The sequence below is a fragment of the Burkholderia sp. MSHR3999 genome, from assembly GCF_000833595.1.
In the GTDB taxonomy this organism is placed as follows: Bacteria; Pseudomonadota; Gammaproteobacteria; order Burkholderiales; family Burkholderiaceae; genus Burkholderia; species Burkholderia ubonensis.
Genome location: NZ_JRFO01000005.1, coordinates 33,479 through 46,683, shown reverse-complemented (window position 1 = coordinate 46,683; position 13,205 = coordinate 33,479). Strand labels below are relative to the sequence as shown.

Sequence of the window (13,205 nt, the reverse complement as noted above, 5' to 3'; positions counted from 1 at the left end):
TGATGACCATGACTGTCCTGTTCCGTCTGCTTGCGCTTGTCTGCGCGCTCTGGCTTGCCGCCTGCAGTTCGTCGCCCCTGCCGCCCGCCGGCGCCGCTTCTTCCGCCGCACCGGACGCCGGTGAGCGTCGCGGGCTCGGCACCGCATGGGGCGAGGCGGTGCGCTCCGAGACGCGCCGCGTCGATTTCGTGCGCGCGAACCCGGCCACGCCGACCGACGTGACGTCGGTCTACTACAACGACGCGCTGCCCGGACGTCCGACCGCCGCAACGGTGCGTACGCTGCCGACGCGGGTCGCGCTCGCGAACGGCGACGTCGCGCTGTCCTTCGCGGACGAGCGCGGCGCGCCGCTGCGCCTCGCGCGCAGCGACGGCCGCTGGCACATGGCGGGCGTCGAGGGCGCGCGCTACGTGATCGTGCTGCGCAACCAGGGGCGCCGCACGTTCGAGGTCGTGTCGACGGTCGACGGGCTCGACGTGCTGTCCGGGCGCCCGGGCAGCTACGGGAACGGCGGCTACGTGCTCTACCCGGGCCGCACGCTGACGATCGAAGGCTTCCGCAAGAGCCAGGACGAGGTGGCGGCATTCCGTTTCGCGTCGGTGCCGGACAGCTATGTCGCGAACGCGAAGTTCGGCGATACGGCGAACGTCGGCGTGATCGGCGTCGCGCTGTTCGCGCAGAAGGACGACGAAGACGCGTTGCGCCGCAAGGCGAATCCGTTCCCGGGCAACGACGATCGCTATGCGCCGCCGCCCGTGCCACGTGGCGAGTGACCGGCGCGGCGTCGTGTGCGGCGGCGGCGAATTGACCACTACAATCTGCCGGTTGACGCCGGTGCAGCGCGCACCGGCCATTCCCCGCTACGCATCAAAGGAATCGTCGTGAAGTTCATCCACGCGGCAGACATTCACCTGGACAGCCCGCTGCACGGCCTGAGCGCCTATCCCGATGCGCCGGCCGCGCAGCTGCGCAACGCGTCGCGCGACGCGCTGCGGCAGCTCGTGGATCGCGCGATCGAGGAGGAGGTGGCCTTTCTCGTCATCGCCGGCGACCTCTACGACGGCGACTGGAAGGATCACAACACCGGCATCTTCTTCGGCCAGCAGATGGGGCGCTTGCGCAAGGCGGGCATCCGCGCGTTCGTGCTGTGGGGCAACCACGACGCCGAGAGCGAGATGACCAGGAAGCTCACGCTGCCGGACAACGTCACGGTGTTCGGCCACCGCAAGCCGGAAGTCCATCGCCTGCCCGAATTCAACGTGGCGCTGCACGGGCAGAGCTTCAAGGACAAGGCGGTCGTCGAGAATCTCGCGCTCGGCTATCCGGAACCCGTGCCCGGCTGCTACAACATCGGCGTGCTGCATACGGCGCTCGAGGGCTACACGGCGCACCCGAACTACGCGCCCTGCACGCTCGCGGAGCTGCACGCGAAAGGCTACGACTACTGGGCGCTCGGGCACGTCCACGAGTTCCAGCAATGGTCGGGGCCGTCGACGATCGTGTTTCCGGGGAACCTGCAGGGCCGGCACATCCGCGAGACGGGCCGGCGCGGCGCGGTGCTCGTCACGGTCGAGGGCGGCGAGACGCGCGTCGAGCGCCTGTATCTCGACGTGCTGCGCTGGGAGGCCGTCGAGGTCGACGCGGCCGATTGCGTCACGATCGCCGACCTCGCGCGGAAGATCGGCCAGTCGCTCGAAGCGCTGCTGACGGTCGACGGCCACGTGCCGCGCGCGGTGCGCGTGACGGTCACGGGCCGCACGCCTGCGCACGGGCTGTTCTTCGGGCGCGCGACGCAGCTGCGCGCGGAAGTGCTGAACCAGATCGGCATCATCGGCAACGAGCGGCTCTGGCTCGAGAAGGTCAAGGTCGCGACGTCCGCGATGGATCTGTCGCATGGCGAGACCGAGCAGTTCGAAGCGCTGGAGGACCTGAAGCAGATCCTCGCGGACGCCGCGCACGATCCGGAATTTCTCGCGCTGCTCGAACGCGACCTGAAGCCGTTCGTCGGCAAGGTGCGCAGCGAAGTGAAGGAAGAGGTGCCGCTGCTGTCGCTGGCGCGGTCCGGCGAGCTGACGGCACTGGTGCAGCAGGTCGGCCCCGCGTTGCTGGCGCGCCTGGCGCAGGGGGAGTGAACGATGCGCATCAAGCGACTCGACCTGATCAAGTACGGCAAATTCACCGACGCGGCGCTCGGCTTTCCGCGCGCGGACCACGATTTTCATGTGATCGTCGGGCCCAACGAGGCCGGCAAGTCGACGATCCGCACGGCCGTGTCGGAGCTGCTGTTCGGGATGAAGCTGCAGACGCCGCTCGATTTCCTCCACAGCACGCCGGAGCTGCGGATCGGCGGCGTGCTCGAAGGCGCGGCCGGCGAGATGGCGTTCCATCGCGCGAGAGGCCGCACGCCGCTGCGCACGCCGGCCGACGAGCGGCTGCCGGACGACTATCTGGCGGCCGTCCTCGACGGTGCGAGCAAGGAATTCTTCGAGCAGATGTTCGGGCTCGATCACGGGCGGCTGGTCGAGGGCGGCAGGAGCATTCTCGATGCGTCCGACAAGCTCGGCCAGGTGCTGTTCGAATCGGCGGCGGGCGTCGGCAGTCTCGGGCCGGTGCGCGAGGAGCTGGAAGCGCGCTCGGGCGAGCTGTGGGCGCCGCGGCGCAGCGGCAGCGCGTTCGCGGTGGCCGAGACGTCCTTCAACGAAGCGGTGGGCGAACTGAAGGCGGTGCAGGTGCGCACGCGTGACTGGGTCGAGCGCAAGGAGGCCCGCGAAGCCGTCGATCAGGAGATCGAACGGGCGCGCGCCGAGCAGCGCCGGCTCGAAACGCTGCGCTCGAAGCTCGAGCGCGTGCGGCGGCTCGCGCCGTATCTGAATGAGCTGACGGTCAAGGAAGCCGCACTGGTCGAGCTCGGCCCGGTCGTCGAACTGCCGCCGACCGCCCAGGCGGATCTGCTGAAGGCGCAGGGCGATCTCGCGGCGGAACGGAAGGTGCTGGAAGAGCGGCGCGCCGATCTCGCCGGCAAGCGGCACGCGCGCGATGCGATCGTCGCGGACGGCGACGTGCTCGCGCTGTCCGCCGACATCGACGCGCTCGACCGGCTGCGCAGCGCGTGCGCGAATCATCCGCAGGACCTGCTGCTGCGCGACGCGGAAGTCGAGCGTCACCTGCTGGCCGCATTCGGCGCCGCGGCGCAGCTCGGCTGGCCCGCGGACGAAGCGGCGCTGCGCGCGGCGCTGCCGAAGGCGCTGTCGCTGAAGACGGTCACCAACCTGCTGCGCGAACACGGCGCACTGCATCAGGCGCTGATCGGCGCGCGCGAATCGCTCGACGAGAAGGTGCGCGAGCTTGCGCAACTGAAGGACCAGCTCGATCGACTGTCGACGGTCGAGGCGCCCGAGGCGCTGCGCATCGCGCTCGCCGACGCGCAGGGCTTCAGGAACAGCGCATCGCGGGAACAGGCGCTCGAGCGCGAGGTCGCGCTGGCGGAGCGCGCGCTGACGGACGCGCTCGACGGGCTCGGGCAGTGGCGCAAGCCCGTGGCGGCGCTGCGCACGCTCGACCTGCCGTCGACGGCACGGCTCGTCGCGTGGCAAAAGGACGACAACGAGCGTGCGGGCGCGGTCGCGGCGGCGCGCGACGCGCTGGATCATGCTCGCGAAGCGCTCGAGCGGCTCGAATTGCAGGAAAAGCACTTCGCCGAAAACCACAAGGTCGTCACGACCGCGGACGTGCTGGCGGCGCGCGCGCGCCGCGACGGCGCGTGGGGCGACATCAAGCGTGGCGCGGTCGGCCTCGACGCCGGCGCGCCGGCGGTCGACGACGCAATCCGCCTCGCGGACGAGCTCGTCGATTCCCGGCTCGGCACGACGCAGGCGGCGGCCACGCTGCAGTCGCTGCGTCAGCAGGTCGAGTCCGCCCGCACCAGCGTGACGCGCCGGCAGGCCGCACTGGGCGAACGCGAGCAGGAGCTGTCCGCGCACCGGGACGCGTGGATGCGGCTTGCGACGGCCGCCGGCGTGCCGGGCATGCCGCTCGCCGACATGAACGACTGGCTGGCGAAGCGCGAGATGGTGTTCGCCGCGCAAGCCGAATACGAGCGTCAGGCGCACGAGCTCGAATCGACGCGCGCCGCGCGCGTGGCGGCCCAGGCGGTGCTGCAGTCCGCATTGCGGGCGGTGTCGCGCGACAGCGACGACGGGCTCGCGGCGCTCGTCGCTGCCGCAGAGTCGTTCGTGCAGTCGGCGGAGAAATCGATCGCGCAGCAGGGCAGCCTGGAGGATCAGGCGCGTCAGGTCGAGCGCGCGCGTGCGGGCGCACAGGCGAAAGCCGATCACGCGCAGGCGGCCTACGACGCGTGGCAGGCGCAATGGCGGGACGCGCTGGCGGACGCGCGGCTCACCACGAGCGCGGTGACGCTTGCTGCGGCGGAGGGCGCGGTCGAGCTGGCGAACGCCGTCGCCGCCGAACTGGCCGCCGCGGACGCGCCGCGCAGCCGCATCGCCGCGATCCGCGCCGACCTGGCCGCGCTGGAGCGCGACGCGCGACGGCTGGCCGGAGTGCTCGATCCCGAGCTGCTGGCCGCCGGCAACTGGCCGGAAGTCGCGCGCCGGCTGACGGCGCGGCTCGCGGCCGCCACGGAGACCGCGAAAGCGATCGAACGGGCCGACGACGCGATCCGGCACGCCGAGGGCAAGGTGGCGGATGCCGTTGCCGCGGTTGCGGGCGCGGACGCCAGGATTCAGCCGCTCCTCGAGATGGCCGGCGTGGAGGCGATCGACGCGGCGCTGCCGCTCGCGGAGCGCTCCGACCGGCATCGTCAGCTGCGGCAGTCGCTCGATGCGGCGCGGGAGGCGCTCGTGCGGGATGGCGACGGTCTCTCGCTGGAAGCGATCGAGGCCGAGATCGCGGAACAGGACCTCGTCGACGTGCCGGCATTGCTCGAGTCGACGAAGCAGGCGCTGGGCGATGTCGGCAAGCGCCTGAACGAGCTTGCGCAGAAACAGGTGGTCGCGGAGCAGGCGTTCGGCGCGATCGACGGCCAGGCGAATGCGGCCGTCGCCGAGGCGAAGCGGCAGGAAGCGCTGGCCGCGATGGGCGACGCCGCCGAGCAGTATCTGGAGGCCGCGACGGCAAGCCGGCTGCTGAAGTGGGCGACGGATCGCTATCGCGACCAGAAGCAGGGGCCGATGCTCAAGCGCGCCGGGGAAATCTTCGCGGGGCTCACGCTGGGCGAGTTTGCGCGGCTGACGGTCGATACCGAGCGCACGCCGCCCGCGCTCCATGCGAAGCGGACGAAGGGCGCGGCGGTCGAGGTGACCGGCATGAGCGAGGGGACGCGCGACCAGCTGTTCCTGGCGTTGCGGATCGCCGCGCTCGAACTGCAGCTGCGCAACCGGACCGCGCTGCCGTTCGTTGCCGACGACCTGTTCATCAACTTCGACGACGCGCGTGCGAAGGCGGGGCTCGAAGCGCTACGCGACCTGTCGACGCGCACGCAGGTGCTGTTCCTCACGCACCACGATCATCTGCTGCCGCTGGTGAAGGCGGTGTTCGGCGAACGGGTCAACGTGGTGGCGCTGCAGCGCGAGCCCGTCGGCGCATAGGTTCGCACTTTCGACGACTCCGGGAGCAAACATGAACAAGCTGGTGGCAGCCATCGCGTTCGCGGCGGACAAGCATCGCAATCAGCGGCGCAAGGACGACGAAGCGTCGCCGTACATCAATCATCCGATCGCACTGGCCGACGTGCTGGCCAACGAGGCCGGCATCGAGGACGAGCGCGTGATCGTCGCGGCGGTGCTGCACGACACGATCGAGGACACGGAGACGACCGAGCAGGAATTGCTGCGCCTGTTCGGCAAGGACGTCGCGGCTATCGTGATGGAAGTGACGGACGACAAGTCGTTGTCGAAGGACGAGCGCAAGCGCCTGCAGATCGAACATGCGGCGCACATCAGCCGTCGCGCGAAGCTGGTCAAGCTGGCCGACAAGATCTGCAACGTGCGCGATGTCGCGCGGCACCCGCCCGCGGACTGGCCGCTCGAACGCAGGCAGGCGTATTTCGACTGGGCCAAGGCCGTGGTCGATCGCATGCGCGGCGTGCATCCGGGGCTCGAGGCGATCTTCGACGCCGCGTATGACGCGCGGCCGACGGCGTGACCGTGCACGCGAAGCGATCCGCTTGCGTCGCCGGCGTCGATGTGGGCGGGAACCGGAAGCAATGCGATCTCGTGATCCTGCGCGGCACGTCGGTCGTCTATCGTGCCGACGGCGTTGTGCCGGAAGCGCTGCCGCTGCTGTGCCTCGAACACGATGTCGTGGCCGTCGGTGTCGATTCGCCGTGCCGATGGTGGGCCGGCGAAGGCCATCGGCCGGCCGAGCGTGCGCTGGTGCGCGAACGGATTTCGTTGTTCTCGACGCCGACGCGCGAGCGCGCGCTGGCCAACACCACCGGCTTCTATGACTGGATGTTCGTCGGCGAGCGGGTCTATCGGGCGCTTGCCGACGCGTACCCGCTGCTGACCGCGCCGCGCTACGCGGGCGGGCGCGTGAGCTTCGAGACCTATCCGCATGCGATCACGTGCGCGCTGCTGGGCAAGGACGTTGCATCCGCGAAGCAGAAGCGCGTTCAGCGCAGGCAGTTGCTGGAAAGGATGGGGATCGACGTCGCGACGCTGACTTCCGTCGATGCGAGAGATGCCGCGTTGTGCGCGTTGACTGCGCGATTCGTGATCGAAGGATGCGCCGACGTTTATGGGGATGCCGAGGGCGGATACATCCGGGTGCCCATGACGCGTGCGCCGTAGCGGCGCCGACTTCCGCACGGGCGCGTTCGCTTCCGCGTATGCCGGTTCGCGTCGCGCGTCATCCCGCACATCGGGAGATCTGGCGCCTGGGTGTCGCCGCGCTCGTCAGCAAGGCCGACTCGCCGGGCGTGCTGCTGCTGGCGATACGCTCGGCCGCTTCGGGGCAGCGTTATCGCTCCGCGATGATACGAAGATGTTCGGATCGCCGCAAAAGCGATCCGGCTACGTCAATTGAAACCATAGCCACGCGGCGGCGATCGACGCCGGTACGCCGAGCGTCATCAGCGCGCCCGCGAGCGGCGGATCGAGCTTCTTGTCGATGGCGATGAGTCCCGCGATGATCATCGGCGGCATGGCCGCCTGCACCAGCGCGACGGCGAGCGGCACGCCCCGCTGCGCGAACACGTAGAGCCCGCAGGCGAGCACGATCGCCGGCACGACGAGCAGCTTGAGGCCGATGCCGACCATGAAATTGCGTGCGGCGTCGCGCGCGCCGCGCAGGCTGAAGCTCGCGCCGACCGAGACCATCGCGATCGGCGTGAGGGTGGCGCCGAGCGCGGTCAGCACGTCCTCGACCACGGGCGGGAACGGCACCGGCCGCAGCAGCAGCGCCAGCACCATCGCCTGGATCGGCCGGTAGCCGGCGAGTTGCCGCGCGACGCCGCGCCAGCTCATCGTGCCGCCTGCGTACAAGTCGGCGACGACGAGGCCCGCCGTGCACATCACGATGAAGTTCGCCTGGTCGACGACGAGCGCATGGCCGATCGCGGCGCTCCCGATCAGCGCCTGCACGACCGGCACGCCGACGATCGACGTGTTGCTCGTGCCGCAGACGAGGGTGAGGCAGCCGACCGTTGCCTTGTCGAGGCGCAGCAGCGCGCCCGCGGCGAGCGCGAGCGCGGCTGTCGCCGCGAACACGATGGCGGGTGTCGCGAACAGCCACAGCACGTCCGCGCCGAACGCGATCTTGTGCAGATGCTGCAGCACGAGCGCGGGCAACGAAATCTGGATCGCGAAGAAATTGAGGCTGGCCGGGAAGTTGGCCGGCAGGCGCTTGCTCCGCGCGAGCGCGGCGCCTGCGACGAGGCAGGCGAGAACGAGAATCAACGAAGCCATCGAGCGGCGTTTGAACGAATCGGATGCCGGAAGGCCCGGCGGGCCACCCGTGCGGGTGGGTGTCGAAAGTCGGCGCGGGACCACGCCAGAGGTGACGGACCGGGCGCGCGCCCCGCCGGACTATAACCCGGCGGCGCGCGCGATGCGAGGCGGCGCACGATCAGAGCGTGGCCGACGCGCACCGTTCGATCACGGGCGCGAGCCATGCCTGCGCGGCGTCGTGCAGATACGCATCCTCGATCGTGTACGCGCCGTCCGCGAGCATCTTCGTGCAGGTCGCACGCTGGATCTTGCCGCTCGACGTCGTGTGGATCTCGCCCTTCTTCACGCGGATGACGCCGCTCAGCGTCAACTGGCACGCGTCCCATACTTCGCGGCAGATTTCCGGCGCGAGCGCGGCGAGGTCGAACCGGCCGATCGCCTCGAGCACGACGACGACGCCCGCTTGCTCGTCGCGCTCGACCATGATCGCCGCGAGCCGGTTCGGGCGAATCTGGTCGGACACGTTCAGCACCGCGCCTTCGATGTCCTGCGGATAGTAGTTCACGCCGTTCAGGATAATCAGGTCCTTGATCCGTCCGGCGATGAACAGGTGGCCGCGGTCGTCGACGAAGCCGAGGTCGCCCGTGCGCAGCATGCCGTGCGGAAATGCGTCGGAGCGGTACGCGCGGAACGTCGCGTCGGTCGCGTCCGGGCGGCCGAAGTAGCCGTGGCAGACGCTGTCGCTCGCGACGCAGATCTCGCCGATCCTGGCCGCAGGCTGCGCATCGCCCGTCGCCGGATCGACGATGCGCAACGTCTGGCCCGCATCCGCGAGCGCGCCGACCGACACGACGTCGACCGGCCGGCCGTCGCCCTGGTGCGGCTCGAAGCGTCCATCGGCGAGCGCCGCGTAGTCCGCGCGCCGGATCACGACGGGCGCGCCGATCTGCGTCGACGTCGCGACGAGCGTCAACTCCGCGAGCCCGTAGCACGGTGCGAAAGCGTCGTAGCGAAAGCCGGCGGACGCGAACGCGTCGGCAAATTTGCGCATGATTCGCGGCTGCACCGGCTCCGCACCGTTGAAAGCGCACTCCCACGTAGAGAGGTCGAGCGCGCCGACGTCCATGCGGTCCGCGCGTCGTTGGCAAAGATCGTAGGCAAAGCTCGGTGCGCCGCTGCAGGTTGCGCCGTAGTCGGACACCGCATGCAGCCAGCGCGTCGGCCGTTGCAGGAAATCCTGCGGCGACATGAATACCGCGGGCCGCCCCGCATAGATAGGCTGCAGGATCCCGAGGATCAGGCCCATGTCGTGATAATGCGGCAGCCACGACACGCCCAGCCAGCGCGCGCGGTCGCCGCCGAAATGCCGGTACAGCAGGCGTGAATTCGCGAGCAGGTTGTCGTGGCCGACCATCACGCCCTTCGGATCGGACGTCGAGCCGGACGTGTACTGGAGGAACGCGATGCTGTCGGGCGCGACGGCGGGCAAAGCGAGCGCGGCGTCGCCGAGATTGCCGGCGTCGACGTCGTCGTCGGGAATCGCGCCGACTTCACGGCACGGCGGCGCGACGACGCCCGCCGCACTCAGCTCGGCGCGCACGGCGTCCATCTCGCCGTTGCCGCAGATCGCGAACGACGGCGCGCAGTCGCGCGCGATCGAGATCAGCCGGCGGCGTTCCTTCTCGGTGCGCGGCGGCAGCGCCGGCACGGCCATGCGGCCCGCGTACAGGCAGCCGAAGAACGCTTCGATGAAGTCGGCGGCGGACGGGAAGATCAGCAGCACGGGATCGCCCGGCCGGCCGTGCGCGACGATCTCGAGCGCGATCGCGAGTGCGCGGCGATGAATGTCGCCGTAGCGCATCACGCGATCCGGCATGCGGCCGAAGCCGAGGTAGCCGTACGCGAACTCGTCGGGCGTCGTCTCGGCGCGAAAGCGCAGCACGTCGGCGAAATTCGCCGCGGGTGCGAGCGGCGGCGGCGCGGTCAGCGAGCGGCAGGCGGCGAGGGCGGACTGGATGGATGACATGTCGGATCGAGCCTCTTCAAAGGGGAGCGGGTTGCAACGCGGCAGGTCGCCCGGATGATTCGCGCCGGATCGCGTCGACCAGACGCGTGAGGATCCGGCGGCCGGGGCCGAGCTCGACCCATTCGTCGACGCCCGCGCGCAGCATGGTGCGGATGCTGTCGCGCCAGCGCACCGGCTGGTCGAGCTGCTCGACCAGATAGTCGGCGGGCGTGCCGGGCGGCTGGTAGGGGCGCGCGGTCACGTTCGACACGACGGGCCGCGCGGGCTGGGCGAGCGCGAAGCGCGCGACGAACGCTTCGAACGCCGGCTTGAGCGGCGTCATGCAGCGCGAGTGAAATGCGCCGCTCACCTTCAACGGAAGCACGGTGACGTCGCCGCACGCATCGAGCCTGCGCGCGGCGGCGTCGATCGACGCGGCCGGGCCCGCGATCACGGTCTGCTCGGCGCTGTTGAAGTTCGCGAGATCGACGTCGTCGAGGCCGGCGTCGCGCAGCCGGCGGCCGAGCTCGGCGGCGGTGACGCCGACGATGGCCGCCATCGCACCGCCGCTTGCCGACGCGAACAGCTCGCCGCGACGTTTGACGATCTCGAGCCCGGTGCGGAAGTCGAACGCACCTGCGGCGAGAAGCGCGCTGTATTCGCCGAGGCTGTGGCCGGCGAGCCAGACGTCGGCGTCGTCGTGCGCGTCGCGCCATGCGGCGAGGTGCAGCGCGTTGACGACGAAGATCGCGGGCTGCGCATAGCGCGTGTCGGCGAGCAGGCCGTCCGGATCATCGATGCAAAGCCGCTCGACCGACAGGCCCATCACATCGTCCGCCGTTTCGACGAGTTCCGGATAACGCTCGAAGAGGCCCTCGCCCATGCCCACCGCCTGCGCGCCCTGGCCGGGAAAAATCAATGCCTTCATTTGTCAGGCTCCCGCGAACATGTAGCCGCCGATGCCGAGCGCGGCGAGCATCGCAATCGCGACGATCCCGCCAAGCTTGTGCTGCACGCGATCGATGCGCTCCCACGCGGCATGGTCGTCGCGCGCCGCGTAGTGACGGCGCCGGACGACGATCCACACGCACACCGCGTTCAACGCGATCGCGAGCGTGCCGAACGCGACCTTCGTCAGCAGCAGCGGCGTCGGTGTGCGATGCGCGAGCAGGATCGCGCCCGTGACGAGCACGATCGTGAATGCCGGAATCTCGACGTACATGTCGGTGGCCCAGTGCAGGTTCGAGATGAACGAACGCTGCTCCGGGCTCCGATCGATCGCGTGTTCGAAGATGCCTTCGACGATCACGCAGCTCATCCACGCGGCGACGAACACCAGATGCAGGAACAGTACGAGCTTCATGGCGTCTCCTTCATGATCGGACGGCGTCGCCGGACGACGCCTGCTCCCGTTCGCGCAGCGTCGCGAAATGCTCCAGCAGCTTGCGGCGGAGAATCTTGCGCGTCGGGCCCTTCGGCAGCTCGGGCAGATCGTCGAGCCCGTTCAGCAGCACGACGTGCCGCGGGCACTTGTAATGCGCGATGCGGCCTTCGCACAGGCGGCGAACGTCGTCCTGGCCGAGCGTCGACGATGCGCGCAGCTTCACGTACACGCACACGTCCTGTCCGAGGATCGGATCGGGCACGCCGAGCGCCGCGCATTCGACGACGTCGTCGCAGCCGTGCAGCACGTTCTCGATCTCGGCCGGGTAGATGTTCTCGCCGCCCTTGATGATGAGGTCGTCGACGCGCGTCGCGAAGAAGTAGTTGCCTGCGTCGTCGCAATAGCCGTAGTCGCCCGTATGCAGCCAGCCGTCGCGAAAGCGCTCGGCGCTCAGCTCGGCGCGCGCGTGGTAGCGCGTCGCGACGTTGTCGCCGCGAATCAGGATCTCCCCGGTTTCGCCCGCCGCTGCCTCGCGGCCGTCCGCGTCGACGATCCGCAGCGCGTTGCACGGCAGCGCGACGCCGATCGAGCCGAAGCGGTGGCGCTCGGCGGGATGGCGGTTCATCGTCGCGAACGACGTCGTCTCGGTGAGCCCGAAGCCTTCGAACACCGGCACGCGGTATTCGCTCTCGAAGCGGTTGCGCACTTCGTCGAGCAATACCTGGCCGCCGCAGACGATGCCGCGCAGCGTGTCGTCGGTGCGCTTCAGCCCGTATTCGAGGAACGCGGACAGGAACGCGGGCATCACGCTCGTCCAGTTCACGCGATACGTGTCGACCAGCTTCCAGAACGACGGCAGCGCCGACTTGCCTTCGAGGATCACCGAGCTGCCGCCCGCGATCAGCGGCGACAGCAGCGTGATCACCTGGCCGTTGTTGTGGAACAGCGGCAGGATGCACATCGTCCGCGTGCCAGGCTCGAACGCGAACCAGTCGACGAGCGCGCGCGCGCGTCGGACAGGAGGTTGCGGTGCGACAGCACGACGCCCTTCGGGTGGCCCGTCGTGCCGGACGTGTAGAGGATGCTCGCGTCGTCGTCGGCCGCGAGATCGGGATCGGGCGAGATCGACGCGTGTGCGGCCGCGGCCGCGAGCGCTTCGAGACCGAAGCCGGAGGCGGCGTCCGCAATGGCGACGCGCGTGACGCTATCGTCGCCATTGCCGCTGCCGAGCTCGGCGCGCACCGCGTCGCGCAGATGTGTCATGCGCCGGTCGAACACGACGAGCTTCGCGCCGCTGTTGCGGACGATGTATGCGCACTCGGCCGCGCTCAACGCCGGATTGACCGGCACCGACACGACGCCGAGCAGATGCGCGCCGAAGTAGTACGCGAGAAACTCGGGGCCGTTCGGCAGCACGACCGACAGGCGGTCGCCGCGCCGCAGCCCATGCTCGCGCAGCGTTTCGGCGGCCGCGCGCGCGAGCCCGTAAAACGCGCGATACGTGTAGCTGCGATCGTCGGCCGGGAAGAACAGGAACGGCTGGTCGGGCAGCATGTCGGCGCGCGCGCGCAGCTGCGCGCCGATCGTGTCGGGCTCCGTGCCGGCCAGGCCGGCCGCCGCGTCCGGCGTCGCGGATGCATGCGGCGCGTCGCCCCCCGGCCCGCGCTGCCGCTCGATGTACTGCAGCAGCCGCTCGAAGCTGTCGAGCCGATAGGCTTCTTCGATGTCGATGTCGACGCCGAACTCGGCGGCAACCTTGCCGAGCAGCTGGACGTGCGCGAGCGACGACCATTCGGCGAGATTCTGCATCGACACGCCGGGGCCGAACGGCGCGCTCGTGAAGATCCGGCTGCCGAGAGCGCTCAATTGTGTTGATAACGAGGACACGCTGGGGTTCCTTGTCGTTGAGGTT

The 13,205-nt window shown here is 69.8% G+C and carries 9 protein-coding genes and 1 pseudogene; 5 read left to right on the top strand and 5 right to left on the bottom strand.

The features are described 5' to 3' along the window. The first annotated feature begins 8 nt into the window (after positions 1–8). The 5 genes from KY49_RS14300 (at position 9) to KY49_RS14280 (ending at position 6,806) form a co-directional block, all read left to right on the top strand. Positions 9–773: a hypothetical protein gene (locus KY49_RS14300; RefSeq protein ID WP_042585329.1), complete on the top strand. Its 765-nt coding sequence runs from the start codon at positions 9–11 to the stop codon at positions 771–773. Positions 774–881: 108 nt separating this feature from the next. Next, the gene (locus KY49_RS14295; protein ID WP_042585328.1) at positions 882–2,132 is read left to right on the top strand and encodes a metallophosphoesterase family protein; all 1,251 of its coding nucleotides are present in this window, start codon (positions 882–884) and stop codon (positions 2,130–2,132) included. A gap of 3 nt (positions 2,133–2,135) precedes the next feature. Beyond that, entirely contained in the window at positions 2,136–5,603 is a 3,468-nt protein-coding gene (locus KY49_RS14290) for an ATP-binding protein (RefSeq protein WP_042585327.1), read from the top strand. Between the two features lie 31 nt (positions 5,604–5,634). Beyond that, a complete protein-coding gene (locus KY49_RS14285) occupies positions 5,635–6,159 on the top strand; it encodes an HD domain-containing protein (RefSeq protein ID WP_042585326.1) in 525 nt (174 codons plus the stop codon). Continuing rightward, positions 6,156–6,806, top strand: coding sequence for a DUF429 domain-containing protein (locus tag KY49_RS14280; RefSeq protein WP_042585325.1), 651 nt, complete (start codon positions 6,156–6,158; stop codon positions 6,804–6,806). The genes KY49_RS14285 and KY49_RS14280 overlap by 4 nt, the downstream gene beginning before the upstream one ends. Positions 6,807–7,028: 222 nt before the next feature. On the opposite strand, the gene KY49_RS14275 is transcribed toward KY49_RS14280, so the two are convergent. From KY49_RS14275 to KY49_RS38995, 5 genes and pseudogenes are all read right to left on the bottom strand, one after another. Beyond that, positions 7,029–7,922: an AEC family transporter gene (locus tag KY49_RS14275; protein ID WP_042585324.1), complete on the bottom strand. Its 894-nt coding sequence runs from the start codon at positions 7,920–7,922 to the stop codon at positions 7,029–7,031. 160 nt (positions 7,923–8,082) lie between these two features. Continuing rightward, a complete protein-coding gene (locus KY49_RS14270) occupies positions 8,083–9,930 on the bottom strand; it encodes a fatty acyl-AMP ligase (RefSeq protein WP_042585323.1) in 1,848 nt (615 codons plus the stop codon). Between the two features lie 16 nt (positions 9,931–9,946). Continuing rightward, complete coding sequence (fabD, locus tag KY49_RS14265; protein ID WP_042585322.1) at positions 9,947–10,837, bottom strand: ACP S-malonyltransferase; 891 nt, start codon at positions 10,835–10,837, stop codon at positions 9,947–9,949. A 3-nt stretch (positions 10,838–10,840) separates the two neighbouring features. Next, entirely contained in the window at positions 10,841–11,272 is a 432-nt protein-coding gene (locus KY49_RS14260; protein WP_042585321.1) for a hypothetical protein, read from the bottom strand. 10 nt (positions 11,273–11,282) lie between these two features. Further along, positions 11,283–13,180: pseudogene (locus KY49_RS38995) on the bottom strand (AMP-binding protein). Between the last annotated feature and the right edge of the window lie 25 nt (positions 13,181–13,205).

Bases quoted from the DNA above. Each gene is read 5' to 3' on its own strand.
- KY49_RS14300 (WP_042585329.1), top strand. From the start codon at position 9: ATGACTGTCCTGTTCCGTCTGCTTGCGCTTGTCTGCGCGCTCTGGCTT.
- KY49_RS14290 (WP_042585327.1), top strand. From the start codon at position 2,136: ATGCGCATCAAGCGACTCGACCTGATCAAGTACGGCAAATTCACCGAC.
- KY49_RS14285 (WP_042585326.1), top strand. From the start codon at position 5,635: ATGAACAAGCTGGTGGCAGCCATCGCGTTCGCGGCGGACAAGCATCGC.
- KY49_RS14275 (WP_042585324.1), bottom strand. From the start codon at position 7,922: ATGGCTTCGTTGATTCTCGTTCTCGCCTGCCTCGTCGCAGGCGCCGCG.
- KY49_RS14270 (WP_042585323.1), bottom strand. From the start codon at position 9,930: ATGTCATCCATCCAGTCCGCCCTCGCCGCCTGCCGCTCGCTGACCGCG.
- fabD (WP_042585322.1), bottom strand. From the start codon at position 10,837: ATGAAGGCATTGATTTTTCCCGGCCAGGGCGCGCAGGCGGTGGGCATG.
- KY49_RS14260 (WP_042585321.1), bottom strand. From the start codon at position 11,272: ATGAAGCTCGTACTGTTCCTGCATCTGGTGTTCGTCGCCGCGTGGATG.